This is a genomic window from Pseudomonas sp. F-14 TE3623 (genome assembly GCF_053629015.1).
On record NZ_JBRJHM010000001.1, the window covers coordinates 2,756,763 to 2,782,889 of the forward strand.

Here is a 26,127-nt window from a genome sequence, read left to right on the forward strand (position 1 = left end):
GTGGGAGCGGGCTTGCTCGCGAATGCAGACTGTCAGTCGACATCAATGTTGAATGATAAGCCGCTTTCGCGAGCAAGCCCGCTCCCACATTGGTTCATCGAGCCTTTGAGAATAATGTTCGCTCGGGGAACGTTCGACCTGTCATGTTCCGCGACATAGAATGCGCGTCTTTCCCGGTCGATCGAGGCGATCAATTGGCCGTCATGGGCGGGTAACCGTCCGTTGCCACCCGCATTCACGGAGCACTTCCCATGAGCAATACTCTAACCAGCGAGTACCTGGAAACCCTCTACGAAGGCTATGGCCAGCGTTTTCGCATGGAAAAACTGCTGCACGAAGTGCGCACCGAACACCAGCACCTGGTGATCTTCGAGAATCCGCGCATGGGCCGGGTAATGGCACTGGACGGCGTGATCCAGACCACCGAAGCCGACGAATTCATCTACCACGAAATGCTCACCCACGTGCCGATCCTCGCTCATGGCACTGCCAAGCGCGTGCTGATCATCGGCGGCGGCGACGGCGGCATGCTGCGTGAAGTGGCCAAGCACCGCAGCATCGAGCACATCACCATGGTCGAGATCGACGGCACCGTGGTCGACATGTGCAAGGAATTCCTGCCGAATCACTCCAAGGGGGCGTTCGATGATCCACGCCTGAACCTGGTGATCGACGACGGCATGCGTTTCGTCGCCACCACCACCGAAAAGTTCGACGTGATCATTTCCGACTCCACCGACCCGATCGGCCCGGGCGAAGTGCTGTTCTCCGAAAACTTCTACCAGGCTTGCCGTCGCTGCCTGAACGAAGGCGGCATCCTGGTGACCCAGAATGGCACGCCGTTCATGCAAATCGAAGAAGTCAAAACCACCGCCGGCCGTCTGCGCAGCCTGTTTCCGGACTGGCACTTCTATCAGGCGGCCGTGCCGACCTACATCGGCGGCGCGATGACCTTCGCTTGGGGCGCAACCAATACCGCCTATCGCAAATTGTCCCGCGAAACCCTGCAACAGCGGTTCGCCGGCAGCGGCATCATCACCCGCTACTACAACCCGGAAATCCACATCGGTGCGTTCGCCTTGCCGCAATACGTACTGCAAGCGGTGAACAAACCCAGCAACGACTAAAGGTTGCACACAACTCCCCTGTGGGAGCGGGCTTGCTCGCGAAAGCGGTGATTCAGTCGACATGCATATTGACTGAATCACCGCTTTCGCGAGCAAGCCCGCTCCCACAAGGGGTCTTGTTTTTCCTGTCAGAACACCGCAATTCGTTTGAACGATCAGTCAGCGCAAAAGTCCAGATACTTGTAAGCCCATCCATGGGTTTTATCGAGGAGGCACCGATGCAAAAGTGGAAAATCACTTTCGTGGATGATCACGGTGAAACAGTGGACGAACTCTTCGAGTGCGAGGAATGCCCGAACAGCGAGCAAGCCGCCAAGCTCATTCGCGCCCGGTGCCTGCCGGTCGCTGCCGAACTGGATCTCAATGATCTGGAGGGTCGTACCGATGATCCGACCGTCAAAAGTCTGAAATCCCAGAACAGCATTGAAATCATCAGTATTACCCCGATCTGATACACCTCCTGTCACATTCACAACCAGACCTTGGCAGCAGCTCTATCTTGGGGCTACTCTGCAAGCGAGATCAGCGAATGACTCGCTAAGGTCTGGTCTTGTCAGCTACATGCTTGTTTCCCGTCGGCAACCTCTGTTGCCGTATCACTTTCACCAATCGGTTGAAAGTGCAGGGAATACGGAAAGTCTATCCATCAGTCTGAGGGGGACGTTTCATGAGCACAGCCTATCAAGAAGACATCAGCAGCAGCGTGCTGCGCCGCATGAAAGAAGGCGGTTTCGACTTTTCACGATTCCACCCCATCGAGTTCTACGCCATTTTCCCGGACGAGGAGCGGGCACGCAGGGCGGCAGGTCATTTCAGTGGTGAATCCTTGAATGCCCAGATCAGCGTGCGCGACGACGGCGCGTGGCATTTGGAACTGAGCAAAGTGATGTACGCCACCTACGACGGGATCGGCGACTTTGAACAGGACTTCGAGGCGGTGGTCGAGCCTCTGGGCGGTATCATCGAGGGATGGGGCGTCAAGCAGGAGGTACGAGGGCTACTCGCATAACTTTATGAACAGTGACAACACTCAGCAACGGCTGACCTTTGGGTTGGCCGTTTTCGTTTCGCGGTTTGAATCTCTTGATCGTGCTTTTGATTCATAACGTTTCAAAAGCGCAAAAAAAGCCACCTGAACAGGCGGCTAAAAGGGAAGAACAATAAGGTTTCCAGCGAATGCGTCGATTATCCGCACCGCCCCCCGGGCAGTGAAATCAACTCTGACTATGCTGCAGATAGGCGACAGCATTGCTTCGCCATGAAGCGGGGGCGATCAGGTTGGGGCATTTACCGCACAGGATTGGTGCGGTGCATACAACGCCATTATCCAACTGATTGATATCAAAGCGTTTATGCCGATGGCACGGGCCTTGCGAAGGCTTGGATGTCCGGGTGACAAGGAGTACGGCATGATCCGCACCTATTTTGATGAGATGTACGATGCCGGCGGCCAGGTCCGCCCGCATTATCGGGAGTTTGCCCGTTGGCTGGCCGAAACGCCTGACGAGCTTTTGGCACAACGGCGACGCGAGGCCGATCTGTTATTTCATCGTGCCGGGATTACATTCACGCTCTATGGTGATGAGCAGGGGACAGAGCGCCTGATTCCCTTCGACACCATTCCCCGCAGTATCCCCGCCAGTGAATGGCGGGTCGTCGAGCGCGGCTGCATTCAGCGGGTCAAGGCATTGAACATGTTCCTTGCCGACCTCTATCACGAGCAGCGCATCATCAAGGCCGGCATCATTCCTGCCGAGCAAGTGCTGGCCAACGAGCAATACCAGTTGGCGATGCAAGGGCTGGATCTGCACCGCGATATCTATTCGCACATTTCCGGCGTCGACCTGGTGCGCGATGGCGACGGCACGTACTACGTGCTCGAAGACAATCTTCGTACACCCAGCGGCGTGAGCTACATGCTCGAAGACCGCAAAATGATGATGCGATTATTCCCCGAGTTGTTCGCGGCCCAGCGCATTGCACCGATCGACCACTATCCGAACCTGTTGCTCGACACCCTGAAAAGCTCCAGCCCGATCGACAACCCGAGCGTGGTAGTGCTGACGCCGGGGCGCTTCAACAGCGCGTTTTTCGAGCATGCGTTTCTGGCCCGGGAAATGGGCGTTGAACTGGTGGAAGGCGCGGACCTGTTCGTGCGCGATGACAAGGTGTTCATGCGCACCACGGACGGGCCGAAAGCCGTCGACGTGATCTATCGTCGCCTCGACGATGCGTTCCTTGATCCGCTGGCGTTCAACCCGGATTCGATGCTTGGTGTTCCAGGACTGCTGTCGTCCTACCGCTCCGGCAATGTGGTGCTGGCGAATGCCATCGGCACCGGGGTCGCGGACGACAAGTCGGTGTATCCCTTCGTCACGGACATGATTCGTTTCTACCTGGATGAAGAGCCGATCCTGAAGAACGTGCCTACATGGCAGTGTCGTAATCCCTCTGAACTGTCCCACGTGCTGGCCAATCTTCCAGAACTGGTGGTCAAGGAAACCCAAGGCTCCGGTGGTTACGGAATGCTGGTGGGGCCGGCGGCGACGGCAGCGGAAATCGAATCTTTCCGTGAGAGGATCAAAGCCAAGCCCCACGCGTACATCGCCCAACCGACGTTATCTTTATCGACCTGTCCGACCTTTGTCGAAAACGGCATCGCTCCACGCCATATCGACCTGCGTCCGTTTGTATTGTCTGGCCGCGAAACCCGGGTAGTGCCCGGCGGTTTGACCCGTGTCGCCTTGCGCGAAGGCTCCCTGGTGGTGAACTCATCCCAGGGCGGCGGAACCAAGGACACCTGGGTGGTCGAGGATTGAAGGAAGCCTGCCATGTTAAGTAGAACTGCCTCGGATCTGTATTGGATGTCGCGTTACCTGGAGCGGGCCGAAAACCTCGCACGGATGCTCGACATCAGTTATTCGCTGTCACTGATGCCTCAGGACGGTCGTGGCGACGGCTTGCACGAACTCGCCATGCCGTTGCTGATCACCGGCACTCTGGACGATTACCTGGAGCGTCACGGCGATCTGCATGCCGAACGGCTGCTGCATTTTTTCGCGTTGGATGCGGCCAACCCGGCGAGCATCTACAGCTGCCTCGGTGCCGCGCGAGCCAGCGCCCACGCGGTGCGTGGGCGAATCACCGCCGACATGTGGGAAAACATCAACGCCACCTGGCTGGAAATTCGCGGGATCGCCGAGCAAGGCTTGAGTCGCTACGGCATGAGCCGTTTCTGTGAGTGGATCAAGGAACGTTCCCACCTGTTCCGAGGCGCGTCCTACGGCACCATCATGCGTAACGACGCGTTCCGCTTCATTCGTCTGGGCACCTTTATCGAAAGGGCTGACAACACTTTGCGCCTGCTCGACGCTCGTTACGAAATGGCCGGCGATCAGGCCGAAGCAGTCAGCGACGGCACGGCTCACGCCTATTACCAGTGGAGCGCCTTGCTGCGGGCCTTGTCGTCGTTTGAGGCTTACACCGAGATTTACCGCGACGCCCCTGGTGCCCGACATGTGGCCGAGTTGTTGCTGCTGCGCGCCGACGTGCCGCGATCCCTGCGCGCCTGCACCGAAGAAATCGACCAGATCCTCGCCCAATTGCCGGGGGCCAACGGCCGTCCCGCGCAACGCCTGGCCGCGGAAATGGACGCACGCCTGCGCTACACCGGTATCAACGAAATTCTCGACGAAGGCCTGCACGCCTGGCTGACCGAGTTCATCCCGCTGGTGCGCCAGTTGGGCAACGCCATACACAGTTCCTACCTGGAGGCTGCATGAGACTTTCCATTAGCCACGAGACCACCTATCACTACGAAGATCAGGTGCGGGCGAGCATCCAGTACCTGCGACTGACCCCCCATGACAGCGAGCGCCAACACGTGCTCAGCTGGCAGCTCGACCTGCCACGCCCGGTGCGCGCGCAACTCGATCCGTTCGGCAACATTCTGCATGTGCTGACCCTGGACGAACCCCACGAGGCAATCATCATCGGGGCCCGAGGGCAGGTGGACATCGACGAACTGCGCGAAGCCGAGCATGAAAGCCAGTCGGCGCTGCCGTTCCTGCGCTTCACACGCCTGACCGAAGCCGACGAAGCCCTGCGCGCGTTTGCCGAGAAGGCCTGCAAACAACGCCGGGATCGTACGGCGCTGATCGATTTGATGCATGGCCTGAACCAGCACATGACCTACACGCCGGGTTCCACCGAAGTGGACACCAGCGCCGCCCAGGCTTTCGCCGGGCGTTCCGGGGTCTGCCAGGACCACACACATGCCTTCCTCGCCTGCGCCCGCAGCCTGGGCATTCCCTCGCGTTATGTATCGGGGTATTTGTACAGCGAGAACAGCGAACACCTGGCCAGTCACGCCTGGGCTGAAGCCTGGCTGGATGACGCCTGGTACAGCTTCGACGTAACCAACGAACTGGCCCGCCCGGAGCGTCACCTGAAACTGGCCGTGGGCCTGGATTATCTCGACGCCTGCCCGGTGCGCGGCATGCGCCGTGGCGGTGGGTGCGAGCAGATGCATGCGAAGGTGTTTGTCTCACCGACGCCAGCGCCGGTGATCTCCGTCCAACAGCAGTAAGATTGGGGATACCGCTTCGCGAGCAAGCCCGCTCCCACATTAGAACTTTGGCGTGCACAAAATTTGTGACACAAAGGAGAACCAATGTGGGAGCGGGCTTGCTCGCGAAGCGGCCAGTCCAGGCAGCACAAGGCTCAAGCGATCAAGGCTTCACCTTCCGCCCCGCCATATGCTTCAAATACCCCATCAACAATTCCAGATCCCCCTCCGGCAACACCGTCGTCGCGAACGCCGGCATCTTCGCCTGCGGCCACTGGCGCAAGCTCTGCGGATCACGAATGTAGCGCTTGAGGAAATCCGCGCCGAAATACTCGGTCGGGTTGAACGGAATATTCAGGTCCGGCCCGAACTGCGCATCCCCTGCGCCATTGAGTCGATGACAGGCCAGGCAGTTCTTCTGAAACAGCGCAAAGCCCTTGTTCACCGGATCGTCCGCCTTCAGCGCAGGATCGGGCAGCAGGGCAGGGAAGCGCTCGGCCACTGGGGCCATGCGCTTGATGCTGGCGACTTCGAACGGCCATTGTTCGGGGCTGATGTTGCCCGCTTGTGGATCGGTCCAGACCAGATAAAACGGCCCCGCACTGTGCTTGTCCTCTGACAGCGGCGGCCAAGGCTTGGCCGGGTCCTCAATCGCCAACCAGGCCCGTGCGCCTTGGGTATTGAGCAGCGGCGCGGCAGCCAGTTCGGCGGCAAAACCGTCCAGGGCTACGGCTTGCAGGTGGTCATCCGGCTTGATATCCGTCAACAACGCCGCCAACGGCACGGCGCGATAGCTCATGTCCCGTTTGTAGGAAACGTCGTTAGTGATCGTGATGGTCTGAACCTGAGGATGCTTGAGCAATTGCTCGGTCTGCCAGGTGCGAGAACTCGCGCCCAGCTCCAGATTCAGCTGTGCGGCAGACAGAGGCATGCTGAGCAGCAAGGCCCCAAATAGAGTGAGCGCTTTCAAGTGATCGCCGTCCATGTCGTGGAAGTGCCGCAAAGGTTGGCACAACCACGCTGACCCGGGTAGCGAGCCAATCACATTTTTATCAGGCGAAATGAAAACCCTGATGCTCGATCAGCCAATCACCTTGGTCAGGTTCGGCAAAATCAACAACAGTGTAGTGGCAAATAGAATGAGCCCGGCTTGACGAACTTTCGAATGCTTGAACATGGCTTGACCGCCTTTTTTGTTATTTCCTGATGCCTGCCTGCCTATCTCCATGACGGCAGAGCGCTGCACTTCCTTGTATGACGAGTGCCTCGGCAAAACCCGACGACAACTTCGTACAGGTTTACCTTAGGGCCCGCGTCACGCTTGGCTTAGATCCATTTCGTATGTGCTGAGCACTCATAGCTTTTAAAAAGGTATGAGGCTTATGGCCAGCTTCTTGGGCGCCCGTTTGCTAGACAGCTTGGTGACTTGAATTGGTTTATCCGATAGCAGACTACCGTTCGTCTGAGCGTGACCGTCAACGCCAATGAGCGCTGTGGTCATTGAATCCACGGCTGCTCGGCATAAGGTGAGGGCATAAAGATCAGGTCATACGGTCTCCCGTAGGAGCTGCCGCAGGCTGCGATCTTTTGATCTTCATTCACCATCAGGTTTCGAGGACGTCATGACCCAAGCTTTGATATTCGACGCGTTACGCACGCCCCGTGGCAAAGGCAAGGCCAATGGCGCCTTGCACAGCGTCAAGCCAGTGAATCTGGTGGCCGGGCTGCTGACGGCGCTGCAGCAGCGCACATCCCTGGACACCAGTCAGGTTGATGATGTGGTGCTCGGCTGCGTGACGCCCATCGGCGATCAGGGTTCCGACATCGCCAAGACCGCCACGCAGGTGGCCGATTGGGACGTCAGCGTGGCCGGCATGCAGCTCAATCGCTTCTGCGCGTCGGGGCTGGAAGCGGTGAACCTCGGTGCGATGAAAGTGCGTTCCGGTTTCGAAGACCTGGTGGTGGTCGGTGGCGTCGAATCGATGTCCCGCGTGCCCATGGGCAGCGATGGCGGGGCCTGGGCGCTGGACCCGGAAACCAATTTGCACAACCACTTCACGCCTCAGGGCGTGGGTGCGGACCTGATCGCCACGATTGAAGGTTTCAGCCGTCAGGACGTCGATGCCTTCGCGTTGCACTCCCAGCAGAAGGCAGCGCGGGCGCGGGCGGACGGTTCGTTCAATAAGTCGCTGGTGCCAGTGCAAGACCAGAACGGCATCATCCTGCTCGATCACGATGAGTTCATTCGTGCTGAATCGACGATGGAAGGCCTGGGCAAGCTCAAGCCGAGTTTCGAAATGATCGGGCAAATGGGCTTCGACGCCACGGCATTGCGGGTTTATAGCCAGATCGAGCGGATCAACCACGTGCACACGCCGGGCAACAGTTCCGGAATCGTCGATGGCGCGGCGCTGATGCTGATCGGCTCCGAGGCCAAGGGCCGGGCGCTGGGCTTGCAGCCACGGGCGCGAATCGTCGCCACGGCGGTCACCAGCACCGACCCGACCATCATGCTCACCGGCCCGGCGCCGGCCACGCGCAAGGCGCTGGCCAAGGCCGGGCTGCGGGTCGAAGACATCGACCTGTTCGAAGTCAATGAAGCGTTCGCCTCGGTCGTGCTCAAGTTCATCAAGGACATGGCCATCGACCCCGACAAGGTCAACGTCAACGGTGGCTCCATCGCCATGGGCCACCCGCTCGGCGCCACCGGCTGCGCGATTCTCGGCACGCTGCTCGATGAACTGGAAACCCGGCGCCTGCGCTATGGCCTGGCGACATTGTGTGTCGGCGGCGGCATGGGCATTGCCACCATCATCGAACGCCTCTGAGCATGACTTTAAGAAAATCTGACTCAAGGAAAATTGCCATGACCCCAGCCATCCGTTACGAAAAGGGTCAGGACCAAATTGTTGTCCTGACCATCGACATGCCGGGCCAGAGTGCCAACACCATGAACGCGGTCTACCGCGACGCCATGGCCACCTGCGTCGCCCGACTGGTCGCTGACAAGGACGCCATTGCCGGCGTGATCATCACCTCGGCCAAGAAGACCTTCTTCGCCGGCGGCGACCTCAATGAACTGATCAAGGTCGGCAAACCCGAAGCCAAAGCCTTTTACGACATGGTACTGACCCTCAAGGGCCAACTGCGCACCCTGGAAACCCTCGGCAAACCGGTGGTCGCCGCCATTAACGGCGCGGCGCTCGGTGGCGGTTGGGAAATCTGTCTGGCCTGTCATCACCGCGTTGCGCTGGACAACCCGTCGGTACTGCTGGGCCTGCCAGAAGTCACCCTTGGCCTGTTGCCGGGGGGCGGCGGGGTAGTGCGCATGGTTCGCATGCTGGGCATTGAAAAAGCTCTGCCGTATCTGCTTGAAGGCAAGAAAATCCGGCCGCAACAGGCGTTACAGGCGCGGTTGATCGACGAGTTGGCAGCCGATCGCGATGAGTTGATGGCCAAGGCGCGGGCGTGGATTGTCGCTCACCCGGTCGCTGTGCAACGCTGGGACGTGAAGGGTTATCAGATCCCAGGCGGCACTCCATCCGATCCGAAGCTCGCGCCGATGCTGGCCATCACGCCATCGATTCTGCGCAGCAAAACCCAAGGCTGCCTGCCCGCGCCGGAGAAAATCCTCTGTGCTGCGGTGGAAGGCGCCCAGGTGGATTTCGACACGGCGCACCTGATCGAAACCCGCTACTTCACTGAGTTGACCACCGGCCAGGTGTCGAAAAACCTCATTGGTACGTTCTGGTTCCAGCTCAATGAGATCAATGCCGGCGGCTCGCGGCCCCAAGGCATAGCGCCTTATGTGACTAAGAAAGTCGGCGTGCTCGGCGCCGGAATGATGGGCGCGGGCATCGCGTTTGTCAGCGCCTCGGCCGGCATCGACGTGGTGCTCAAAGACATCAACCTCGCCGCGGCAGAGAAGGGCAAGGCTCACTCGGCGGCGTTGCTGGACAAGAAGGTTGCGCGTGGTCAGCTAACTCGGGAGCAGCGCGAGGCGGTTCTGGCGCGAATCCATGCCACCGAAAACGATGCGGATTTAGCGGGTTGCGATCTGATTATTGAAGCGGTGTTTGAGGATCGCGAACTGAAGGCCAAGGTCTCATCGGCTGCGCAAACAGTCGTCGGCCCGGACGCGGTCATCGCCTCCAACACCTCGACCTTGCCGATCAGTGGCTTGGCCAATGCCGTGCCGGACCAGACGAAATTCATCGGCCTGCATTTCTTCAGTCCCGTGGAGAAAATGCCGCTGGTGGAAATCATCAAGGGCGTCCATACCAGCGACGAAACCCTGGCGCGCGGTTTCGATTTCGTCCTGCAAATCAAGAAGACGCCGATTGTGGTTAACGACAGTCGTGGCTTCTTTACCTCGCGGGTGTTCGGCACCTTCACCAACGAAGGCATCGCCATGCTCGGCGAAGGCGTGAGCGCGCCGATGATCGAGACCGAAGCGCGCAAGGCCGGCATGCCTGTCGGACCTCTGGCGATCTCCGACGAAGTTTCCCTCAGCCTCATGAGCCATATCCGCGAGCAAACCGCCAAAGACCTGCGAGCAGAAGGAAAAAACCTGATTGAGCACCCGGCGTTCGCCGTGATTGACTTGCTGCTCAAGGAATACAAGCGTCCGGGCAAGGCCGCTGGAGGTGGTTTCTACGATTACCCGGCCACAGGGCAGAAGCATTTGTGGCTTGAGCTGAAAAGCCGTTTCGAGAAAGCCGATGGGCAGATTTCGCCGAAGGACATACGTGATCGACTGCTGTTCGTACAAGCCATCGAAACCGTGCGCTGTATGGAGGAGGGCGTGCTGACCTCGACGGCGGATGCCAACGTTGGCTCGATCTTCGGCATCGGCTTCGCGGTCTGGACCGGCGGTGCGCTGCAGTTCATCAATCAGTACGGCGTGAAAGACTTCGTCGCCCGCGCCCAGTACCTGGCTGAGCAGTACGGCGAGCGCTTCACACCGCCTGCGCTGCTGCTGGAGAAAGCCGCCAAAAACGCGCTGTTCTAAGGGGCGTTCTAAGGGACCGATGACGCGCTCCGGGGCTTGCCTTGCCACTGTGTTTCAAGGCAGGCTCTGGGGTGTGCATTATTCCCTTCATGTGTCAGGTATTTTTTATGTCGTTACGCATCTGCATTCTGGAAACCGACATCCTGCGTCCGGAACTGGTCGATCAATATCAGGGTTACGGGCAGATGTTCCAGCGTCTGTTTTCGCAGCAGCCCATCGCTGCCGAGTTCACCGTGTACAACGTGATGCAGGGCGATTATCCCAGCGATGACCTGACCTTCGATGCGTATCTGGTCACCGGCAGCAAGGCCGATTCCTTCGGCACCGACCCGTGGATTCAAACCCTCAAGACGTACCTGCTGAACCGGTACGAACGCGGCGACAAACTGTTGGGCGTGTGCTTCGGCCATCAATTGCTGGCGCTGTTGTTGGGTGGTAAGAGCGAGCGGGCGACCCAGGGTTGGGGCGTCGGCACCCACAACTACAAACTCGCGGCCAAGGCGCCATGGATGAGCCCGCTGAGGGAGGAGTTGACGTTGCTGATCAGCCACCAGGATCAGGTCACCGCACTACCGGAAAACGCTACGGTCATCGCCTCGAGCGATTTCTGCCCGTTCGCCGCGTACCACATCAACGATCAAGTGCTGTGCTTCCAGGGGCATCCTGAGTTCATTCACGATTACTCACGGGCATTGTTGGATATTCGTCAGGAAGCGCTGGGCGAGCAGATCTATGCGAAAGGTATGGCGAGTCTTGAACACGAGCATCACGGCACTACCGTTGCGGAGTGGATGATGCGGTTTGTGGCGCATAAGCCTGAGGGTGAAGCGGTTAAACGCTAAAAGCTTCGCGAGCAAGCCCGCTCCCACATTGGATCTGTGTCACGACGAAAATCCAGTGTGGGAGCGGGCTTGCTCGCGAATGGGGGCAACCGGTTCTGACTGAAACCCCACCGTCTCACAACCACCCAGACCGCTTGAAACTCGCCCACAAACCGACACACCCAATGGTGATGAACCCCAACACCCCGAAATACCCATAATGCCAACTCAACTCCGGCATGTTCTGGAAGTTCATCCCGTAGATCCCGGCCACCGCCGTCGGGAACGCCAGAATCGCCGCCCATGCCGCAAACTTGCGTTGCACCACGCTCTGCCGTGACGCCTCCAGCAATACCCCGACCTCGATGGTCTGGCTGGCAATGTCCGCCAGCGTTGTCAGGTCTTCCATCTGCCGCGTGACATGGATCTGCACATCGCGAAAATACGGGCGCATGTTCTTGTCGATGAATGGGAAGCTCAGTTTCTGCAACTCTTCACCGATCTCCACCATCGGCGCCGCATATCGGCGCAAGCGCAATACATCGCGGCGCAGGCTGTGGAGTTTCTGGATGTCGCGCTCGTTCAGGGAACCGCACATAACGTTTTGTTCCAGCTCATCGATCTCGGCATGGATCGCTTCGCCCATCGGCTGGTAGTTTTCAATCACGAAATCGAGGATGGCATAAAGTACGAAATCTTCCCCATGCTCCAACAACAGCGGCCGTGCCTCACAACGCTGTCGGACATAGGCGTAGGACGCCGAGTGACCATTACGAGCGGTAATGATGTAACCCTTGCCGGCGAAGATATGAGTCTCGATGAACTCCAGTTTGCCTTCATTGCGGATCGGCGAATACGTGACGATGAACAGGGCATCACCGAAGGTTTCCAGCTTCGGCCGGCTGTGTTTTTCCAGGGCGTCTTCGATGGCCAGTTCGTGCAGGTTGAATTGGCGTTGCAGGTTGAACAGCTCCTGGGCGTTCGGCTCTTCGAGGCCAATCCACACAAAGTGGCCAGGCTTGGCAGCCCAGGCAGCGCCTTCGTCGAGGGTGATATTGGTGACTTTCTTACCGGCGCTGTAAACCGCAGCAGCAACGATTCTACCCATGATGGTGATTCACTTCTTATTAGCCGCTTTCTGTAAAGACTGGCGGTGCCAGGCAGGATTCAGCATAACCTTGTCTGCTGCTTGAGAGTCAGCAAAATCTGTAGAGTTCGCAGGCAAAAGAAAACCCGCACAGGGCGGGTTTCTTTCAGGCGGCTTGCAGTTGCCGATCCATCGAGTCGATGCACTCGCGCATCTGCTCGCGGCACTGGACGATCAGCATGGGCATGTCATCCAGACTCAATCCAGCCGTAGGAATCGCCGGCAGCGAACGGATCAGAATCTTCCCACTGCGCCAGCGGTTCAATCGCATGTGTTTGACGTAACTGCTGACACACACCGGCACGATTGGCACGCCCGCGGCAATCGCCATCTGGAACGCGCCTTTCTTGAACGGCAGCAACTCTTCGCCGAGGTTGCGCGTGCCTTCCGGGAAGACCCAGATCGAGGTGTCTTCATGCTGCAAGGTGTGAGTCGTGGTTAGCATCGACTGGCGTGCCTTGTGCGCATTGCCGCGGTCAATCAACACATTGCCGGCCAGCCAGAACAACTGCCCGAACAGTGGCACCCACTTCAGGCTTTTCTTGCCGATACACACGGTGCGGCGGGGCACTACGTTGCCGAACACAAACAGATCGTAGTTGGACTGGTGGTTGGCGATGATCACGCAACTGTCAGGCTTATCCATCAATGGCCCGACGTCAGCCTTCACCCGCAAACGCAAAATGCACATCGCCGGCCACGCGTACAGACGTGCGCATAAACGGCTATTGTCCGGATTAAACGGCCGGCATAGACCGAGGATCACTCCAAGCACGCCGGCCAGAATAAAGTGCAAGCCCATCAATAACATACGAAACACAAACAGCATTTAAAGGGCCCACCGGGACAAAAGGTGGCGCAGTGTACGGATGTGCACTGTTTTCGGCAATTGCCGCTATAGAAGTGGGAGATAGCCGATGTTTGAGCGCATGTTTCCGACTTATGGGTCAGATGCGGTCTAGAGCGGTTGTAAGGTTTTAAACCAAACACGCAAGAAAAAGCCCGACACGACGGTCGGGCTTTTCGGTGCAACGCGTTAGGGCTTAGCCCATATGCTCCTGATCCAGGATGATCGCGTTGTCCAGCGTCTCCAGCAGTGCCTTGCGCACTTTCAGCTTGGTGTTTTTGTGGGCGGTCATGTTGAGCTTCTTCAATTGACGAGCCGCCGCCAGTGCCGCGCCTTGCAGCTCTTCGGCCGACACCACCACATCAAGGAAGCCGGCATCCACAGCACTCTGCGGATTGAACATCTCGGCATTGATCACCGCACGATGAAACGCCGACTTGCGCAGACGATCACGCGCCAGCTCGATACCGGCGTGGTGCATGGTCATACCGATCTGCACTTCGTTCAGACCAATGCTGAACGGGCCATCGACACCAATGCGGTAGTCGGCCGACAACAGAATAAACGCACCCTTGGCCACCGCATGCCCAGGGCAGGCCACAACCACCGGGAACGGGTGCGACAGCAAGCGACGAGCCAGGGTCGAACCGGCAGCCACCAGCGCCACAGCCTCTTTAGGGCCGGCCGTCATCACCTTCAAGTCATAGCCACCCGAAAAAATACCTGGCTGACTGGTAATGATCACCACCGCCCGATCCGCCACCGCTCGATCCAGCGCAGCGTTAAACGCAACAATCACATCCGGCGAGATGGCATTGACCTTGCCATTACTCAAGGTCAGGGTCGCGATACCGTCTTCGAGATGGTAAGAAATCAACTCACTCATGACGCCAATCCTTCTAATAAAGTAGGGCAGACGTTACCCACCGCCGTAGGCCAGGTAAAGCGCCGTGACTGACTCACCAGTCACCCTTTCGCCGCCCGCCAGCCGTAGTCAGCCACGTCCGCCGCGCATTGGCTTCTATATAGAAGGAAAGGCGAAGCCGGAGATTGGCAGGTTTGCCATGCCCTTGAACGGCACGAAACGGATAACGGCGTTAACCGCATGAAAATTCTGAAAAAAATGTTTGCCATCAGAAAAGCTTTCGACTACATTAGCGCGCCTCGACAGACAGAACATGTTTGAAGAGATACGGTGAAGTGTCCGAGTGGCTTAAGGAGCACGCCTGGAAAGTGTGTATACAAGAAATTGTATCGAGAGTTCGAATCTCTCCTTCACCGCCAAATTCGATGTAACCAAAACCCCTGATTTCGAGAGAAATCAGGGGTTTTGTGGTTTCTGGTGTCTGGATTTTTCAATCATGGCTGCCGCTGGCTCAGGCGCATCAGCAAAGACGCGTCCGAAAATGATGTAGGACAAGTGCTAGGCGTGTGGGAAGTAATGCTGGAAAGCTAGGCAGTTGGGTGCTTCCATAGGTTTCAGCACCTCACATGAACCATCTCTGGAAGGGGTATTTGTTTTGCGCCTCCAGGGTGCAAAATGAATCAAAGGCCAGCGCAAATGGCGCCCCCATTATCCGGAACGGACGTACGCACGTTGTGCAGGAAATGACCATGAAACAGGCAGAGCTGGAAAAGGTTCATGTGGAGATCGTCAAACTGATCGCTGAACAGCGCAAGCTGAACGCCGAGGCCGGCAAGATGACCCGTGATACTTTTTGGTATCCAGTGGCCGTTGCTATTGGGTTGATTGGTACGGTAGCTACCGTTACTGCGGTGTTGATCAAGCTGCTCTAATACTTCAGGCACCAGTCCCAACCTGGAGGCTTCTGCAAATTTATCGTCGAGTCGCCAAATCCGAACCACTATTTAGGCAGCGTCCAGACAATACGCTCCCGCTCCAATGCGCGAACGGGGAGCGGCTTCCGAACGATATGTAGGACTTAACTGCTTTTCGGGTACGACCTTTTCAAGCTGCCCCCAAAGCCGTGTTTCAGGCGTATTCCGCCCTCCTGTTAGACTGCCAACCCCCTCGACGGTAATCGATCTCTATACTCAATTCTCGCGCCGTTTTCCCCGTCGTTTCACCCTATCGACGACAGCTCTGAACAAGGACATTTCATGATCACCACCACAACCCACACCATCGAAGGTCGGCAAATCACCGCTTACCTGGACATCGTCAGCGCTGAGTCGGTGCAAGGCGTTAACGTGATCCGTGATCTGTTCGCCGGTATGCGGGATTTTTTCGGCGGGCGGTCCCAGACATTGGAGCGGGCATTGAAGGATGCGCGAATTCAGGCGACCGACGAGATCAAGGAGCGGGCGCGGGCGCTTCAGGCGGATGCAGTGGTAGGGCTCGATTATGAGATCAGCATGCCGTCCGGCAAGGGTGGAATGGTGGTGGTGTTTGTGACCGGGACGGCGGTCAAACTGAGGTAAGTTGGCGTCAAAAAATCTTGAGGGCACCGTGCCAAGGGCGTGCGCGTTCTGTTTATTCGCCATCTGATTTTGTAGGAAGCAAGCGCTGGCCATTCGTCGGGCACGTAACAATCTGAATCACAAGTCCGGGAATGACCGACTAGTCTCAAAATCCTGGGTGGTCGATATTTTTCAGGCAAATAGGGCTTGCCGGTATCGACCCGTTTGAGAGGAGCGAAGATATGACTGAGCCGTATATCGAAGACGACGGGGCGGAGTTTCCAATCAATAATTGCGTGCAGTGTGGTCAGACGGACTATGTGCCGAGCTTCGGTGAAGACCGTATCAAAATCAACAAAATCAAATCTACAGTGCCTCGAACTCGAGGGCCGAAGTCGAAATTCATGCCCAAGCTGGGTGCGCCTTCCAGGAAGTAAACAGTGACTCGTACGAGCCCCGCCATTGAGCGGGGTTTCTTGTTTTTGAAGGGTAGCGTGGCTTGGCGGCAATGCGGGAAAACGTCCTACAAACTTTGCGAGCGCTAGTTTTTTTTTCACAAACTTTTCACACCTGTCTACGTAGTCTCAGCTCATCCGTTAGAAAGCAGTACCCTGGCCCGTCTCCCCAGCGGGCTTTTTTTTGCCTGTCATAAAACCTTTTCCATAAATGCTGTCCAACCGTCGCCAATGACGAGGTTGTTCCGTGTTTGTGTCTGGACTTTGCCTCCTCTAAAGCATTCAATCTCCGGCCTTTCGGTTTCCCCCTTTTTTGAGGTTCTCGTTATGCGTTTGACACTGCCTGCTCTGGTTTTGGGCCTTTTGGTTGCTCAAGGTGCGATGGCTGCCGGTGATGGCACCGCTGCGCTCGGTGGTGGTCTGGGTGGCGCGCTGGGTAATGTGGTCGGTCAGAAAATGGGCGGCAGCACAGGTGCAGCAATTGGTGCTGGTGTAGCGGGCGCAGCCGGCAGTGCTGTTGCAGCACGCAAAGGCAGCCGCACCAAAGCGGCTATTGGCGGCGGGGTAGGCGCGGCGGGCGGTTCGGTGATCGGCAACAGCCTGGGCGGCAAGACAGGTTCCACCATCGGTGCCGGCCTGGGTGGTGCATTGGGCGGCGGCGTGGGCAGCAATCTGTCCAAAAAGCGCCACTGATCCTGAATGATCCGCTGAAAAAGCCCGGCTCGATGCCGGGCTTTTTCGTTTTGGAACGTTTCTCTCGCATGTGGCTCAAATCTCGTACAGTCGGCATTTGCGTTACTGTTCGATAGACGAACATGCCAGGCTGAGGCCTATCCGCGGCACGTTCTTCCCCCGATGCGGAAATTAGAGGTTCATATCATGCGTTTGACATTGTCCACGGTGGTTTTAGGACTTTTGGTCGCTCAGGGTGCAATGGCTGCCGGTGACGGCACCGCTGCAGTGGGCGGTGGTCTTGGCGGCGCGTTAGGTAACGTGGTCGGCGGTCAACTAGGCGGTAGCACGGGAGCAGCGGTTGGCGCTGGCGTCGGTGGTGCGGCAGGCAGCGCGGTCGGCGCGCGCAAGGGCAGCCGCACAGAAGCAGCCGTTGGCGGCGGTATCGGCGCGGCGGGCGGCTCAGTGATTGGCAATAGTTTGGGCGGCTCCACCGGTTCAACCATTGGCGCTGGCGTGGGCGGTGCAGCCGGTGGCGCGGTGGGCAGCAACCTGGGTAATGACAGCGGCAGCTCGCACTCCGGCGGCGGCAAACACAAACACAAGCATAAAAATAAGTACAAGCATCGCTAACTCGATATCGAGTTAGAGTAGAAACCCGGCCCAGCGCCGGGTTTTTCGTTTCTGTCAGTAGGACTCAGGAACGTTTGCCCGTAGGACGCCTCGAACGTCATACACCCCTGAACGTTGCGAGGCATGTCATGACTCCGGAAACCGAAGGCATGGAAGATGAAGGTCCGATCAACGATCCTGGCAACGAAGATCCGGGGTCTCTGATGGACGACGCCACGGTGCCGCTCAACGATGCCGATGACGCAGGCGATGTGGGCAATATCGAGTACGACGAATACGATGAGGAAGACGACGAGTGACAGGGGGTTGTGGTCGGGCCGACCGATCGTCCCTCTGATCGAACCGCGCCTATCGTGTTGTCCTCGAAATGTCAGGATCTGCTTTTCAGGTCCATTGAGAGGTGCGTTATGAACGCTGATCCAAAAGACTCCGATATCGATGACGATACCCCCGAATACCCGCTGCCTTCACCTACCGACTCCCTGAGTCGCGATCAGCGCCCGCCCGATGATGACGATACCGGCGTGGAGCAGGTGCCCACCGATACCGATGATGTGAAGCGGGGGGATGTGGAAGCCAACCCCGATGACCCGGACATTGCCGGTGACGATCTATCGGGAGAACCGAGCTGAAGCCTGCGCAGCGATCCATCGCCGCTCGTCGATTGTGCGGCACCTTAAAAAAGCGACCGCTGCCAGACATCAGGTAAAGCACTCTTTAATGGAGGTGCGCCATGATCAGGTCAAAACTGACGACCTTGACGGTGGTCGGCTTATTGTCGATCAGTTCATTGTCGGCGTTAGCTCAATCTTCCGGCCGCGATGCGCCGGTCGACAAGGGCGGGATGCCACCTTACTCGGAAATGAATGCGGGTTCCTCGGACGGGAAGACGCCGCCACCGGACACCATTGGTGGTGGGAATGGCGGCGATGCCAGCGGGAGTAGCACCAGCCCGGGGGAGGGAAGTGGGTCGATGAGCGAGGGAGGTTCGATGGGGAGTGGTTCTGGAGGTGGGTCTGGAGAATCAGGTGATTTTGAAATTGATGAGAGCGGTGGTGGAGTAGGAAGTGGAGGTAAAACTGGCGGTTCTGGCGGCTAAGTCAGTGTTTAATGTAGAACTGAGCCCAGCGTCGAGCTGGGCTTTAGATGTTTTTCACAGGCGTCACTTATGCTTGACGCATTTGCTCGATGAGCGTGTTGCGTGAGTTCATGATTCTATATTGTTGGTTGTTTTATTGAGTATTATCTTCAGGTTTTTTTTGCGTTGTAATAATTAATGACTCGATCCAGTTTTTATAGAAGGTTTTTTGCTCTTCAATGTTGCTAGTGATGTTTTCGTCTTCGTAGTCGAAAATTCGTACTATGTCATCTTCTTCGCTAGGTTTTCCAAGTTTAAGTTCGTATGCGACTAAGCCGCTAGACATTTGGGACGACATTCGTGAAGGATGAACATTTAATTTGGCTCCTTTGCACAGAAATTTTATCTCAGGATAGTCGGCTCTTAACATGCCAAAGCATACGTAAAGGTCATAGGCTGTATAAACTTTTTTTAAACCATTTTGCATCGTGAATGTGAGTGTCGGTTTTTTTCTGTCGCATTCGATTGTGGCCCTTTCTATGATCCCATGATTGTTTATTAAAATTTCTATTGTTTTCATGGTTACTTCCTGAAAGGGTTGGGTATTGAGTAGCCCTTATAGCTACCATCATCGTAGACGGGGGTGACGCCCACGATGTCGTGATTTTTTATTCCTCCTGGGAACGCTATTTCAACCTCACGCCGATGTGGTGACATCATGCCCAGTTCTTTATTTACATCGATGCCGCGAATGTTTTTCAGCACATATATATAGCCGTCGGCAAGACCGTACCCTGTGGCAAACTTTTTTGCCTCTTTTTCGTTTGTCGTAGTGCTGACAAAGTAACTGGGAGGGCTTCTGTTATCTGATGCATGCAAAAACAGATCTGTACTGTCTCCCAAGGGTTCAAATCCTGCCTCAAAAATTTCCCATGGTTCTCGGTCGTCACCACGGTACAAATAATAGTTCTCTTGTTTTGGATTTGGGGGGCCGGGCTCCCCCTCATCAACCCCCACCTTACCCGCCGGATCCTCATCCCCAAACGACGGCTTCTTACATCCTTCGCCTCCAGGACAATCACTCAACCCCAACGGATCAACCCAACCCACCGGATTGCGCGTGTACTGATAGCCGTTTAACCCACCCGCCAACTTGCTCGGGTCCGGCGTCAGGTACCGCCCGACATCCGGATTGTAGTAGCGATGCCGGTTGTAGTGCAGGCCGGTTTCCGCGTCGAAATACTGCCCTTGAAAGCGCAGCGGCTGATCGAGGACCTGGTGGGTGTCGCGGTTGAGGCGGGTGAGGCGGCCATAGGCGGTGTATCGGGCGGCCCAGATGATGTCGCCGCTGTAGTCGGTGAGTTCTTGCGGTGTGCCGAGGTGGTCGAGTTGGTAGTAGAACGGGCAGGCTTGGCGCGGGCCTTTGCCGTCGAGCATGGCCAGCGGGCGGAAGGTGCCGGGTTCGTAGATGTAGCTGCGATGGTGATCCTGGCTGTGTTCGGCGACGAGGTGGTCGCCTTGCCAGAAGAACTCGGTGGTTTTGCCATCGACGGATTTGCTGATACGGCGGCCGAAGGCGTCGTAGCGGTAAGTGGCTTGGCTACCGTTGGGCAGGGTGGCGTCGATCAACCGGTGCTGGCAGTCGTAGCGGTATTCGGTGACGAGTTTTTGCGCGGTGCCGCGGCGTTCGCGAATCAGGTTGCCGAAGGCGTCGTAGTCGTAATGCCGGTCGCCTTGCATCAGCAGGCGATTACCCAGCACCTTCGCAACGCCAGGGCGATCCTGCATCAGCAGGTTGCCCGCCGGGTCGTGGGCGAAGCTTTCCGGCGATTGGTCACGGGAATGGCGGACGCGGGTCAGGCGGTCGAGCGAGTCGTACTGGTAGCTGCGCTGGCCGTGGCGGGTGTCGGCGATGTGGTCGAGATTGCCGTTGGCGCTGTAGGCATAGTCGCGACGGTACAGCGGATGTTGATGTTGGCTGACGGCATGGGCCTTCAAACGGCCTTGGTCGTCGTAGGCATATTCACTGAGCAACAGGCCTTGCTGGCGGTTTTGTTCGCGACCGAAGGCAAACTGGTGGGTGGTGAGGCGTGTGCCATTGAGGTCAATGGCCGTCAGCGCGCCGCCCTTGGCGTGGTGATAATCGAGTGTGCTGTTGTCCGGCAGGCGCAGGTGGTTGAGTCGGCCGCACGCGTCGTAGCGGTAACGCAAGGTGCCCCAACTTTGGTGCTCGGTGATCAGTCTGTCCTTGGCGTCGTATTCGAATTCCAGCGGATGGTCGTGGCCGTCGTCGACACTGACCAGTCGGCCGAGGCGGTCGTAGCGGTACTTGACCTTGACGCCATCGGGCAGGGTCTTGACCAACAGACGTCCAGCCGAGTCCCGCTGATAGCCGGTGATCAGCTGCGAGTCGTCATCACCAAACTCGGTTTTCTCCAGCAGATGACCGTTGAGATCGTAGGCGTACGCGGTGCGGCGGCCGTCGAAGCCGGTTTCCTGTCGGATCAGGCCGCTGGGCGTGTAGTCCAGGCGATACTTTTCACCGGATTCGTTTTCGATTTCCGTGAGCAGCAGCTGCGCGTTGTCGTAGCGATATTTGAGCTGGGTGCCGTCTGGGTTGATCCGGCGGCTGACCAGGTGCAAATCGTCGGCGTATTCATAGCGAGTGACGCGGCCCAGCTCATCGCGTTCGGCGGTAATCTTGCCGTAGGCGTTGTAACTAAAGGCGCGGCTGGCCCCGGTAGGCAAAGTCGTCTGAACCAGTCGGCCGACGGCATCCCATTGGTACTGGGTGAGCGCACTGTGTTCGTCCTGACGGGTCGTCTGCCGGCCTAGCGCGTCGTAGGAAAAGCGCCGCTGGCCACCGTCCGGCAAGGTCTCTTCGAGTAGTTGTCCCAGCCCGTTCCGGATGAAGACATGTCGGCTGGTGTCCGGGTAGCGGATCGACAGCAAACGTCCCTGAGGGTCGTAGTGGTAATGAGTGACCTGGCCGTCGGGATCGGTCGCTTCGGTGACATCCCCCTGTGCATTGCGCTGATATTTCCACACCGCTTTGCCGCGATAGCGCGCATGCAGGAAACCGTTGCGGTATTCGTAGGATGTTGGCTCGTCTTCCGGCGAAATCAGCGCCACCAACCTTCCGACTTCGTCGTAGCGGTATTCGGTGACGGCCCCCAGCGGATCCTGCTCGGCCACCAACCGACCTTGGTCGTCGTAGGCCTTGAGGTGTTCGCCACCGTTCAGTTCAACCTTGCGCACCAGCCGCGCCCGGTCGTCGTGGGCGTAAACCTCTTGGCTGCCATCGATGTTCTGGACGGTGACACTGCCTTGGTCATCCCAGGCATAGCGCGCATCCATCTGCGAAAACGACGCCCAATGCCGGACGCAGCGGGACGCCTTGCCAGACCTTTCCCACTCCCAGAAAAAACTCGCGCCACCGGCCAGTTGTCGCTGCAGAATCACGTGCCGGTCGTCGTAGTCGTAACGCTCGCTTTCACCCGCGGCGTTGGTCGCTTCGATCAAGCGTTGGCGGGCGTCGTAGCGATAGAAAACCAGCGTCTGCTCTGTACGCCAGGTTTCACCCACGGCATTGGTGGGATGAAACGACTGATATTCAATGGCGACGAGGTGCCTGCGTTCGTAGCAAAATAGCAGCGAACGACCGGCGCCGTTATCGAGGCGTTGAATGCGATCCTGACGGTCGCGGGTGATGCGCAGTCGGTTGTCGTAAGCGTCGCTGATCGCCGTGAGACGACCGTTATGAAAGTGATAGAAACGTGCGTCATCGCCGGCCTGGACGAGGATCAATTCTTCGGGGGCATCGCCGAGATAAATCGCCGCCCGCGACAGGCTGTTGTGGATCACCGGGCGCTCGACGCTCGGTAGCGGAAACGTCGTACGACGGTTTTCGTGGTCGATCCAGACGACCTGTTCATCGCCCAGCTCCAACCGATGCGCCAGCGAATGGCTCCAGCCCCAACCCAGCCCGCAATCGATCTCCACCGCGCTGGTTCGGTACAGCCGGGTGAAGGCAAACGGCATCAGCCCATCCAGCGAACCGTCGGTCAGGGTCAGCAGTTCTTCGCCGCTGACCATCGACACCGGACAGCCGTTGGTCGCGGTCCTATCCGCCGCATCTGCACTGTCGCCGTTAGGGGTTTTCGCCTGACTCGATGCATCGTCGTGAGGTTCGTGACGCCCCAGCCGGGTCATGGCGTCGGATTTGTCGCGAGCAATGGCAACCGGATTATTCACCCGCACAACCGGTGAGTCGCCGACGCTGATCTGCAGCGGAACCGCCGGTGCCGGTTTCAGTGGTGCATTGCGCGCGTTGACCACGAGGGGTTTGAGTGCGCCAGCGTGGGCTGTCAGGTCAGATTTGGCCGTCAGTTCGGCCAGCCGCAAACTGGCCCCCGCCAACCACTGCCGAGCCTGCTGGGACTTGATCTTGTCCAATACTCTGGCGCTCATGCCGAGCTTCAGGCCCGTAGGGCCGGTAAGGCGTACCAGCAGGAAACTGATCAATAGTTCTGTACGAATTTGCGCCACGACTTCGGCGATGTACTGCGGCGGCAGCATTCTCAGCCAACTGGTAAAAGCCGCGAGATGGATGAACATCAACGGCTCATCGCTCAACATCAGCAACACATTGGCGATGGCTTCAGCCGAAGCGTTCAGTAGCGTCCCAAGCTCGCCTTGGGTCAGGTACTCGAGGAGTTTTTCGCTGTTGGTTTGCAGGTCTGCCAGCAGGGCGTAGACCTGCTTCACGTCATCCCACAAACCGTGCAGCGAACGCTCGAAACCGCGCCAGTCGGCCTGTTGCAGCGTGCCGTAGCGCTGGGTGAACCCTGCCTCGGAAAAACCTGCCCACAGGGGTTGGAATTCGCTCGTCCATTCATTGCGCAGCCACCCTTCGAGCTCGCCGATCACGCCTTGATAAGAGGCATAGAGCGCTTTGACGTGCTCAGCGCTAACATTGGGAAAGAAGGTGATGCGATAGCGCTGGCCACGCCAGCATTCGGGGATTTCGAGGATGCCGCTGGGGCCAATGGTTTCGTGGACGGGCTCACCGAACGTCAGTTCTCCATTACGCTGCGAAATTGGTTCGAGCATCACCGGCGTATTGCCTATAGGCACGAAACGCGCGGCCTCAAACAGGTGCACCAGGGTCAATGGACCGCTGGCGGGGCACATGGCGAGCGTCGAACTGACAGGGGCGGTGGAGTCCTTCGGTGCGCTGAGCCGGACTTCATTGCCGACCTTGAATACCTGCTCGACATTCAGCGCCCCACCGGTCCAGAAGTATTCCGCCCAGGCGTCGTAGTCGTTGAGGCAAAGTCGAAAATCACCGAGCAGCGCTTCGACGTCCGGCTGCTCGGGGTTCATGGTGGCGACCACCAGCAGGCCGATGGCATTGTTCAAGGCCAGGACCTTGTCAGGTTCGAACATTCGCAGTCCCTCGCGCTGATTAATCTGGAGCGCAAGACTTTGCGGGGGATCAACGAGGAAAGAAGTCGGGAAAGGAGGTGTTTGGTGTAGGGCAAGTCGCTAAATCATCGCGGGCGTCTCGACACAGTTTTTTGTATCCCCCAGGCATTGCCCGTTGCTCTCTGCCAACCGCGCTCGCTATGCTGCTGAACCCTTTAATCCATCACGGATCCGGTCGTGCCTTAGCCGCTCCTGGGATGTCATGAGAAAACGGATCAGATGCGATGAATGCACCCTTGGATGAGTTCGGCCCGATCAAGGCCGTGATTTTCGACATGGACGGCTTGTTGCTGGACACCGAGGGCATTTACACCGAGGTCACGTCCATCATTGCCGGACGTTATGGCCGGACCTTCGACTGGAGCGTCAAACAGAACATCATCGGTCGTGGCGCGGGTGATCTGGCGCGCTATGTGGTCGAGGCGCTGGACCTGCCGATTACAGCCGAAGAGTTTCTGGTGATCCGCGAACCGCTGATGCGCGAGCGTTTTCCGACGGCGCTGGCGATGCCTGGCGCAGAGGAGCTGGTTCGGCACTTGAAGGCCAACAACATTCCTATTGCGGTGGGCACCAGTTCTTCACGTCAGTCGTTCGGCCAGAAAACCACCTTGCACCGCGACTGGTTCGCGCTGTTCGACTTCATCGTCACCGCGGATGACCCGGAAGTGGGCGCGGCCAAACCGGCGCCGGATATCTTCCTGACGGCGGCACGGCGCCTGGGTGTCGCGCCTGAGGATTGCCTGGTGTTCGAGGATTCACCGTTCGGCGTCACCGCAGCGAAAGCGGCGGGGATGACGGCGATTGCGATCCCGGATGCGGCGATGGCCGACGAAAAGTACGCACACGCCGATGGCATTCTTCGTACGTTGAAGGCGTTCAAGCCCAGTGCATGTGGCCTGCCGGCACTCGATTGGGCTTAATGCCGATAAATGTGGGAGCGGGCTTGCTCGCGAAGAGGGCGTGTCAGGCAACAGTAATGTCGACTGATACGACGCCTTCGCGAGCAAGCCCGCTCCCACAAGTGACCTGTATCAGGCGCCGAAACCACCGTCGATGGTCAGGCTGGCACCGGTGATGTAGCCGGCTTCGGGGCCGACAAGGTAGGCGACAAAGCTGGCAATTTCTTCCACTTTGCCGTAACGACCCACAGCCATCAGCGGGATCAGGCTTTCAGCGAAGTCACCGCTGGCGGGGTTCATGTCGGTGTCGACCGGGCCCGGTTGTACGTTGTTGATGGTGATACCCCGTGGGCCGAGGTCCCGAGCCAAACCTTTGGTCAGGCCGACCAGCGCCGATTTGCTCATGGCGTACGGGCCACCACCGGCGAAGGGCATGCGCTCGGCATTGGTGCTGCCGATGTTAATGATGCGACCGCCTTCGGTCATATGTTTGGCCGCTTCCTGGGTGGCGATGAATACGCTGCGTACGTTGATCGCCAGGGTGTGGTCGAAGTCTTCGAGTTTGAAGTCTTCCAGTGGTGCAACGGCCAAAACGCCTGCGTTGTTGACCAGGATGTCCAGGCGACCGAAGGCTTCGACGGTGGCATTAACGGCATTGCGAATCGCGACGGCATCGGCGCTGTCGGCCTTGATGGCCAAGGCTTTGCCGCCAGCGCTGGTGATGCTGTTTTGCAACTCTTCTGCTTTGGCGGTGGAGCTGACGTAAGTGAAGGCGACGGTAGCGCCTTCGGCGGCCAGGCGTTTGACGATGGCAGCACCGATGCCGCGTGAACCGCCTTGAATCAGAGCTACTTTACCGCTGAGGTGTTGAGTGGTCATGTCGATCTCCAGAAATTCAAGGCGGGCTGCCTTGTTGTTGGAGTCGAGTATCGGCCTCGCATTACCCTGGGGGTAGACCGTCA

General features: G+C 58.0%; 25 protein-coding genes and 1 tRNA gene. 19 read left to right on the forward strand and 7 right to left on the reverse strand.

The window, feature by feature from the left end; translation table 11 throughout:
* Positions 1-251: 251 nt before the first annotated feature.
* The 6 genes from speE (at position 252) to AB7M29_RS12740 (ending at position 5,715) form a co-directional block, all read left to right on the forward strand.
* Positions 252-1,127 carry a polyamine aminopropyltransferase gene (speE, locus tag AB7M29_RS12715; RefSeq protein WP_454246972.1) on the forward strand — a complete coding sequence of 292 codons (876 nt, stop codon included), beginning with the start codon at positions 252-254 and terminating at the stop codon, positions 1,125-1,127.
* A 218-nt stretch (positions 1,128-1,345) separates the two neighbouring features.
* Positions 1,346-1,579, forward strand: coding sequence for a hypothetical protein (locus AB7M29_RS12720; protein WP_038979787.1), 234 nt, complete (start codon positions 1,346-1,348; stop codon positions 1,577-1,579).
* 215 nt (positions 1,580-1,794) lie between these two features.
* Positions 1,795-2,136, forward strand: a complete 342-nt coding sequence (locus tag AB7M29_RS12725) for a ribonuclease E inhibitor RraB (protein WP_008005633.1) — start codon at positions 1,795-1,797, stop codon at positions 2,134-2,136.
* Between the two features lie 400 nt (positions 2,137-2,536).
* Complete coding sequence (locus tag AB7M29_RS12730) at positions 2,537-3,946, forward strand: circularly permuted type 2 ATP-grasp protein (RefSeq protein WP_007902187.1); 1,410 nt, start codon at positions 2,537-2,539, stop codon at positions 3,944-3,946.
* A gap of 12 nt (positions 3,947-3,958) precedes the next feature.
* Positions 3,959-4,909: an alpha-E domain-containing protein gene (locus AB7M29_RS12735; protein WP_010456611.1), complete on the forward strand. Its 951-nt coding sequence runs from the start codon at positions 3,959-3,961 to the stop codon at positions 4,907-4,909.
* A complete protein-coding gene (locus tag AB7M29_RS12740) occupies positions 4,906-5,715 on the forward strand; it encodes a transglutaminase family protein (protein WP_048394414.1) in 810 nt (269 codons plus the stop codon). The genes AB7M29_RS12735 and AB7M29_RS12740 overlap by 4 nt, the downstream gene beginning before the upstream one ends.
* Before the next feature lie 142 nt (positions 5,716-5,857).
* Here AB7M29_RS12740 and AB7M29_RS12745 read toward each other — a convergent pair whose 3' ends face one another.
* Positions 5,858-6,679, reverse strand: coding sequence for a c-type cytochrome (locus AB7M29_RS12745; RefSeq protein WP_454248710.1), 822 nt, complete (start codon positions 6,677-6,679; stop codon positions 5,858-5,860).
* Positions 6,680-7,316: 637 nt separating this feature from the next.
* Here AB7M29_RS12745 and AB7M29_RS12750 point away from each other — a divergent pair.
* The 3 genes from AB7M29_RS12750 to AB7M29_RS12760 all read left to right on the forward strand — a co-directional run bounded on the left by AB7M29_RS12750 (position 7,317) and on the right by AB7M29_RS12760 (position 11,547).
* On the forward strand, positions 7,317-8,522 hold the full coding sequence (locus AB7M29_RS12750) for an acetyl-CoA C-acetyltransferase (protein ID WP_217858006.1): 1,206 nt from the start codon (positions 7,317-7,319) through the stop codon (positions 8,520-8,522).
* A 38-nt stretch (positions 8,523-8,560) separates the two neighbouring features.
* Complete coding sequence (locus AB7M29_RS12755; RefSeq protein WP_454246973.1) at positions 8,561-10,705, forward strand: 3-hydroxyacyl-CoA dehydrogenase NAD-binding domain-containing protein; 2,145 nt, start codon at positions 8,561-8,563, stop codon at positions 10,703-10,705.
* A gap of 107 nt (positions 10,706-10,812) precedes the next feature.
* A complete protein-coding gene (locus AB7M29_RS12760) occupies positions 10,813-11,547 on the forward strand; it encodes an amidotransferase (protein ID WP_454246974.1) in 735 nt (244 codons plus the stop codon).
* A gap of 115 nt (positions 11,548-11,662) precedes the next feature.
* On the opposite strand, the gene AB7M29_RS12765 is transcribed toward AB7M29_RS12760, so the two are convergent.
* From AB7M29_RS12765 to AB7M29_RS12775, 3 genes are all read right to left on the reverse strand, one after another.
* Positions 11,663-12,634 carry a magnesium and cobalt transport protein CorA gene (locus AB7M29_RS12765; RefSeq protein ID WP_454246975.1) on the reverse strand — a complete coding sequence of 324 codons (972 nt, stop codon included), beginning with the start codon at positions 12,632-12,634 and terminating at the stop codon, positions 11,663-11,665.
* Between the two features lie 145 nt (positions 12,635-12,779).
* Positions 12,780-13,502, reverse strand: coding sequence for a 1-acylglycerol-3-phosphate O-acyltransferase (locus AB7M29_RS12770; RefSeq protein ID WP_217858002.1), 723 nt, complete (start codon positions 13,500-13,502; stop codon positions 12,780-12,782).
* A 214-nt stretch (positions 13,503-13,716) separates the two neighbouring features.
* Complete coding sequence (locus tag AB7M29_RS12775) at positions 13,717-14,406, reverse strand: crotonase/enoyl-CoA hydratase family protein (protein ID WP_052966975.1); 690 nt, start codon at positions 14,404-14,406, stop codon at positions 13,717-13,719.
* A gap of 308 nt (positions 14,407-14,714) precedes the next feature.
* Between AB7M29_RS12775 and AB7M29_RS12780 the strand changes: the two genes are divergently transcribed.
* From AB7M29_RS12780 to AB7M29_RS12820, 9 genes are all read left to right on the forward strand, one after another.
* Positions 14,715-14,804, forward strand: a tRNA-Ser gene (locus tag AB7M29_RS12780).
* Between the two features lie 330 nt (positions 14,805-15,134).
* A complete protein-coding gene (locus AB7M29_RS12785; protein WP_123720815.1) occupies positions 15,135-15,317 on the forward strand; it encodes a hypothetical protein in 183 nt (60 codons plus the stop codon).
* A gap of 324 nt (positions 15,318-15,641) precedes the next feature.
* Positions 15,642-15,962, forward strand: a complete 321-nt coding sequence (locus AB7M29_RS12790) for a YbjQ family protein (RefSeq protein WP_038979872.1) — start codon at positions 15,642-15,644, stop codon at positions 15,960-15,962.
* Positions 15,963-16,183: 221 nt separating this feature from the next.
* Complete coding sequence (locus AB7M29_RS12795; RefSeq protein WP_008072999.1) at positions 16,184-16,378, forward strand: hypothetical protein; 195 nt, start codon at positions 16,184-16,186, stop codon at positions 16,376-16,378.
* 345 nt (positions 16,379-16,723) lie between these two features.
* On the forward strand, positions 16,724-17,089 hold the full coding sequence (locus AB7M29_RS12800; RefSeq protein WP_038979874.1) for a glycine zipper domain-containing protein: 366 nt from the start codon (positions 16,724-16,726) through the stop codon (positions 17,087-17,089).
* Between the two features lie 186 nt (positions 17,090-17,275).
* Entirely contained in the window at positions 17,276-17,701 is a 426-nt protein-coding gene (locus tag AB7M29_RS12805) for a glycine zipper domain-containing protein (RefSeq protein WP_030127952.1), read from the forward strand.
* Between the two features lie 128 nt (positions 17,702-17,829).
* Positions 17,830-18,000, forward strand: a complete 171-nt coding sequence (locus AB7M29_RS12810; RefSeq protein WP_167344811.1) for a hypothetical protein — start codon at positions 17,830-17,832, stop codon at positions 17,998-18,000.
* 108 nt (positions 18,001-18,108) lie between these two features.
* Positions 18,109-18,333, forward strand: coding sequence for a hypothetical protein (locus AB7M29_RS12815; RefSeq protein ID WP_123360066.1), 225 nt, complete (start codon positions 18,109-18,111; stop codon positions 18,331-18,333).
* A gap of 101 nt (positions 18,334-18,434) precedes the next feature.
* A complete protein-coding gene (locus AB7M29_RS12820) occupies positions 18,435-18,800 on the forward strand; it encodes a hypothetical protein (RefSeq protein ID WP_454246976.1) in 366 nt (121 codons plus the stop codon).
* Between the two features lie 133 nt (positions 18,801-18,933).
* Here AB7M29_RS12820 and AB7M29_RS12825 read toward each other — a convergent pair whose 3' ends face one another.
* Complete coding sequence (locus AB7M29_RS12825) at positions 18,934-19,359, reverse strand: hypothetical protein (protein WP_454246977.1); 426 nt, start codon at positions 19,357-19,359, stop codon at positions 18,934-18,936.
* A gap of 2 nt (positions 19,360-19,361) precedes the next feature.
* Positions 19,362-24,227: an RHS repeat-associated core domain-containing protein gene (locus tag AB7M29_RS12830; protein WP_454246978.1), complete on the reverse strand. Its 4,866-nt coding sequence runs from the start codon at positions 24,225-24,227 to the stop codon at positions 19,362-19,364.
* 263 nt (positions 24,228-24,490) lie between these two features.
* On the opposite strand from AB7M29_RS12830, the gene AB7M29_RS12835 reads away from it, so the two are divergent.
* On the forward strand, positions 24,491-25,186 hold the full coding sequence (locus tag AB7M29_RS12835; RefSeq protein ID WP_217857967.1) for an HAD-IA family hydrolase: 696 nt from the start codon (positions 24,491-24,493) through the stop codon (positions 25,184-25,186).
* Positions 25,187-25,297: 111 nt separating this feature from the next.
* Here AB7M29_RS12835 and AB7M29_RS12840 read toward each other — a convergent pair whose 3' ends face one another.
* Complete coding sequence (locus tag AB7M29_RS12840; RefSeq protein WP_217857966.1) at positions 25,298-26,044, reverse strand: 3-oxoacyl-ACP reductase family protein; 747 nt, start codon at positions 26,042-26,044, stop codon at positions 25,298-25,300.
* Positions 26,045-26,127 lie beyond the last annotated feature (83 nt).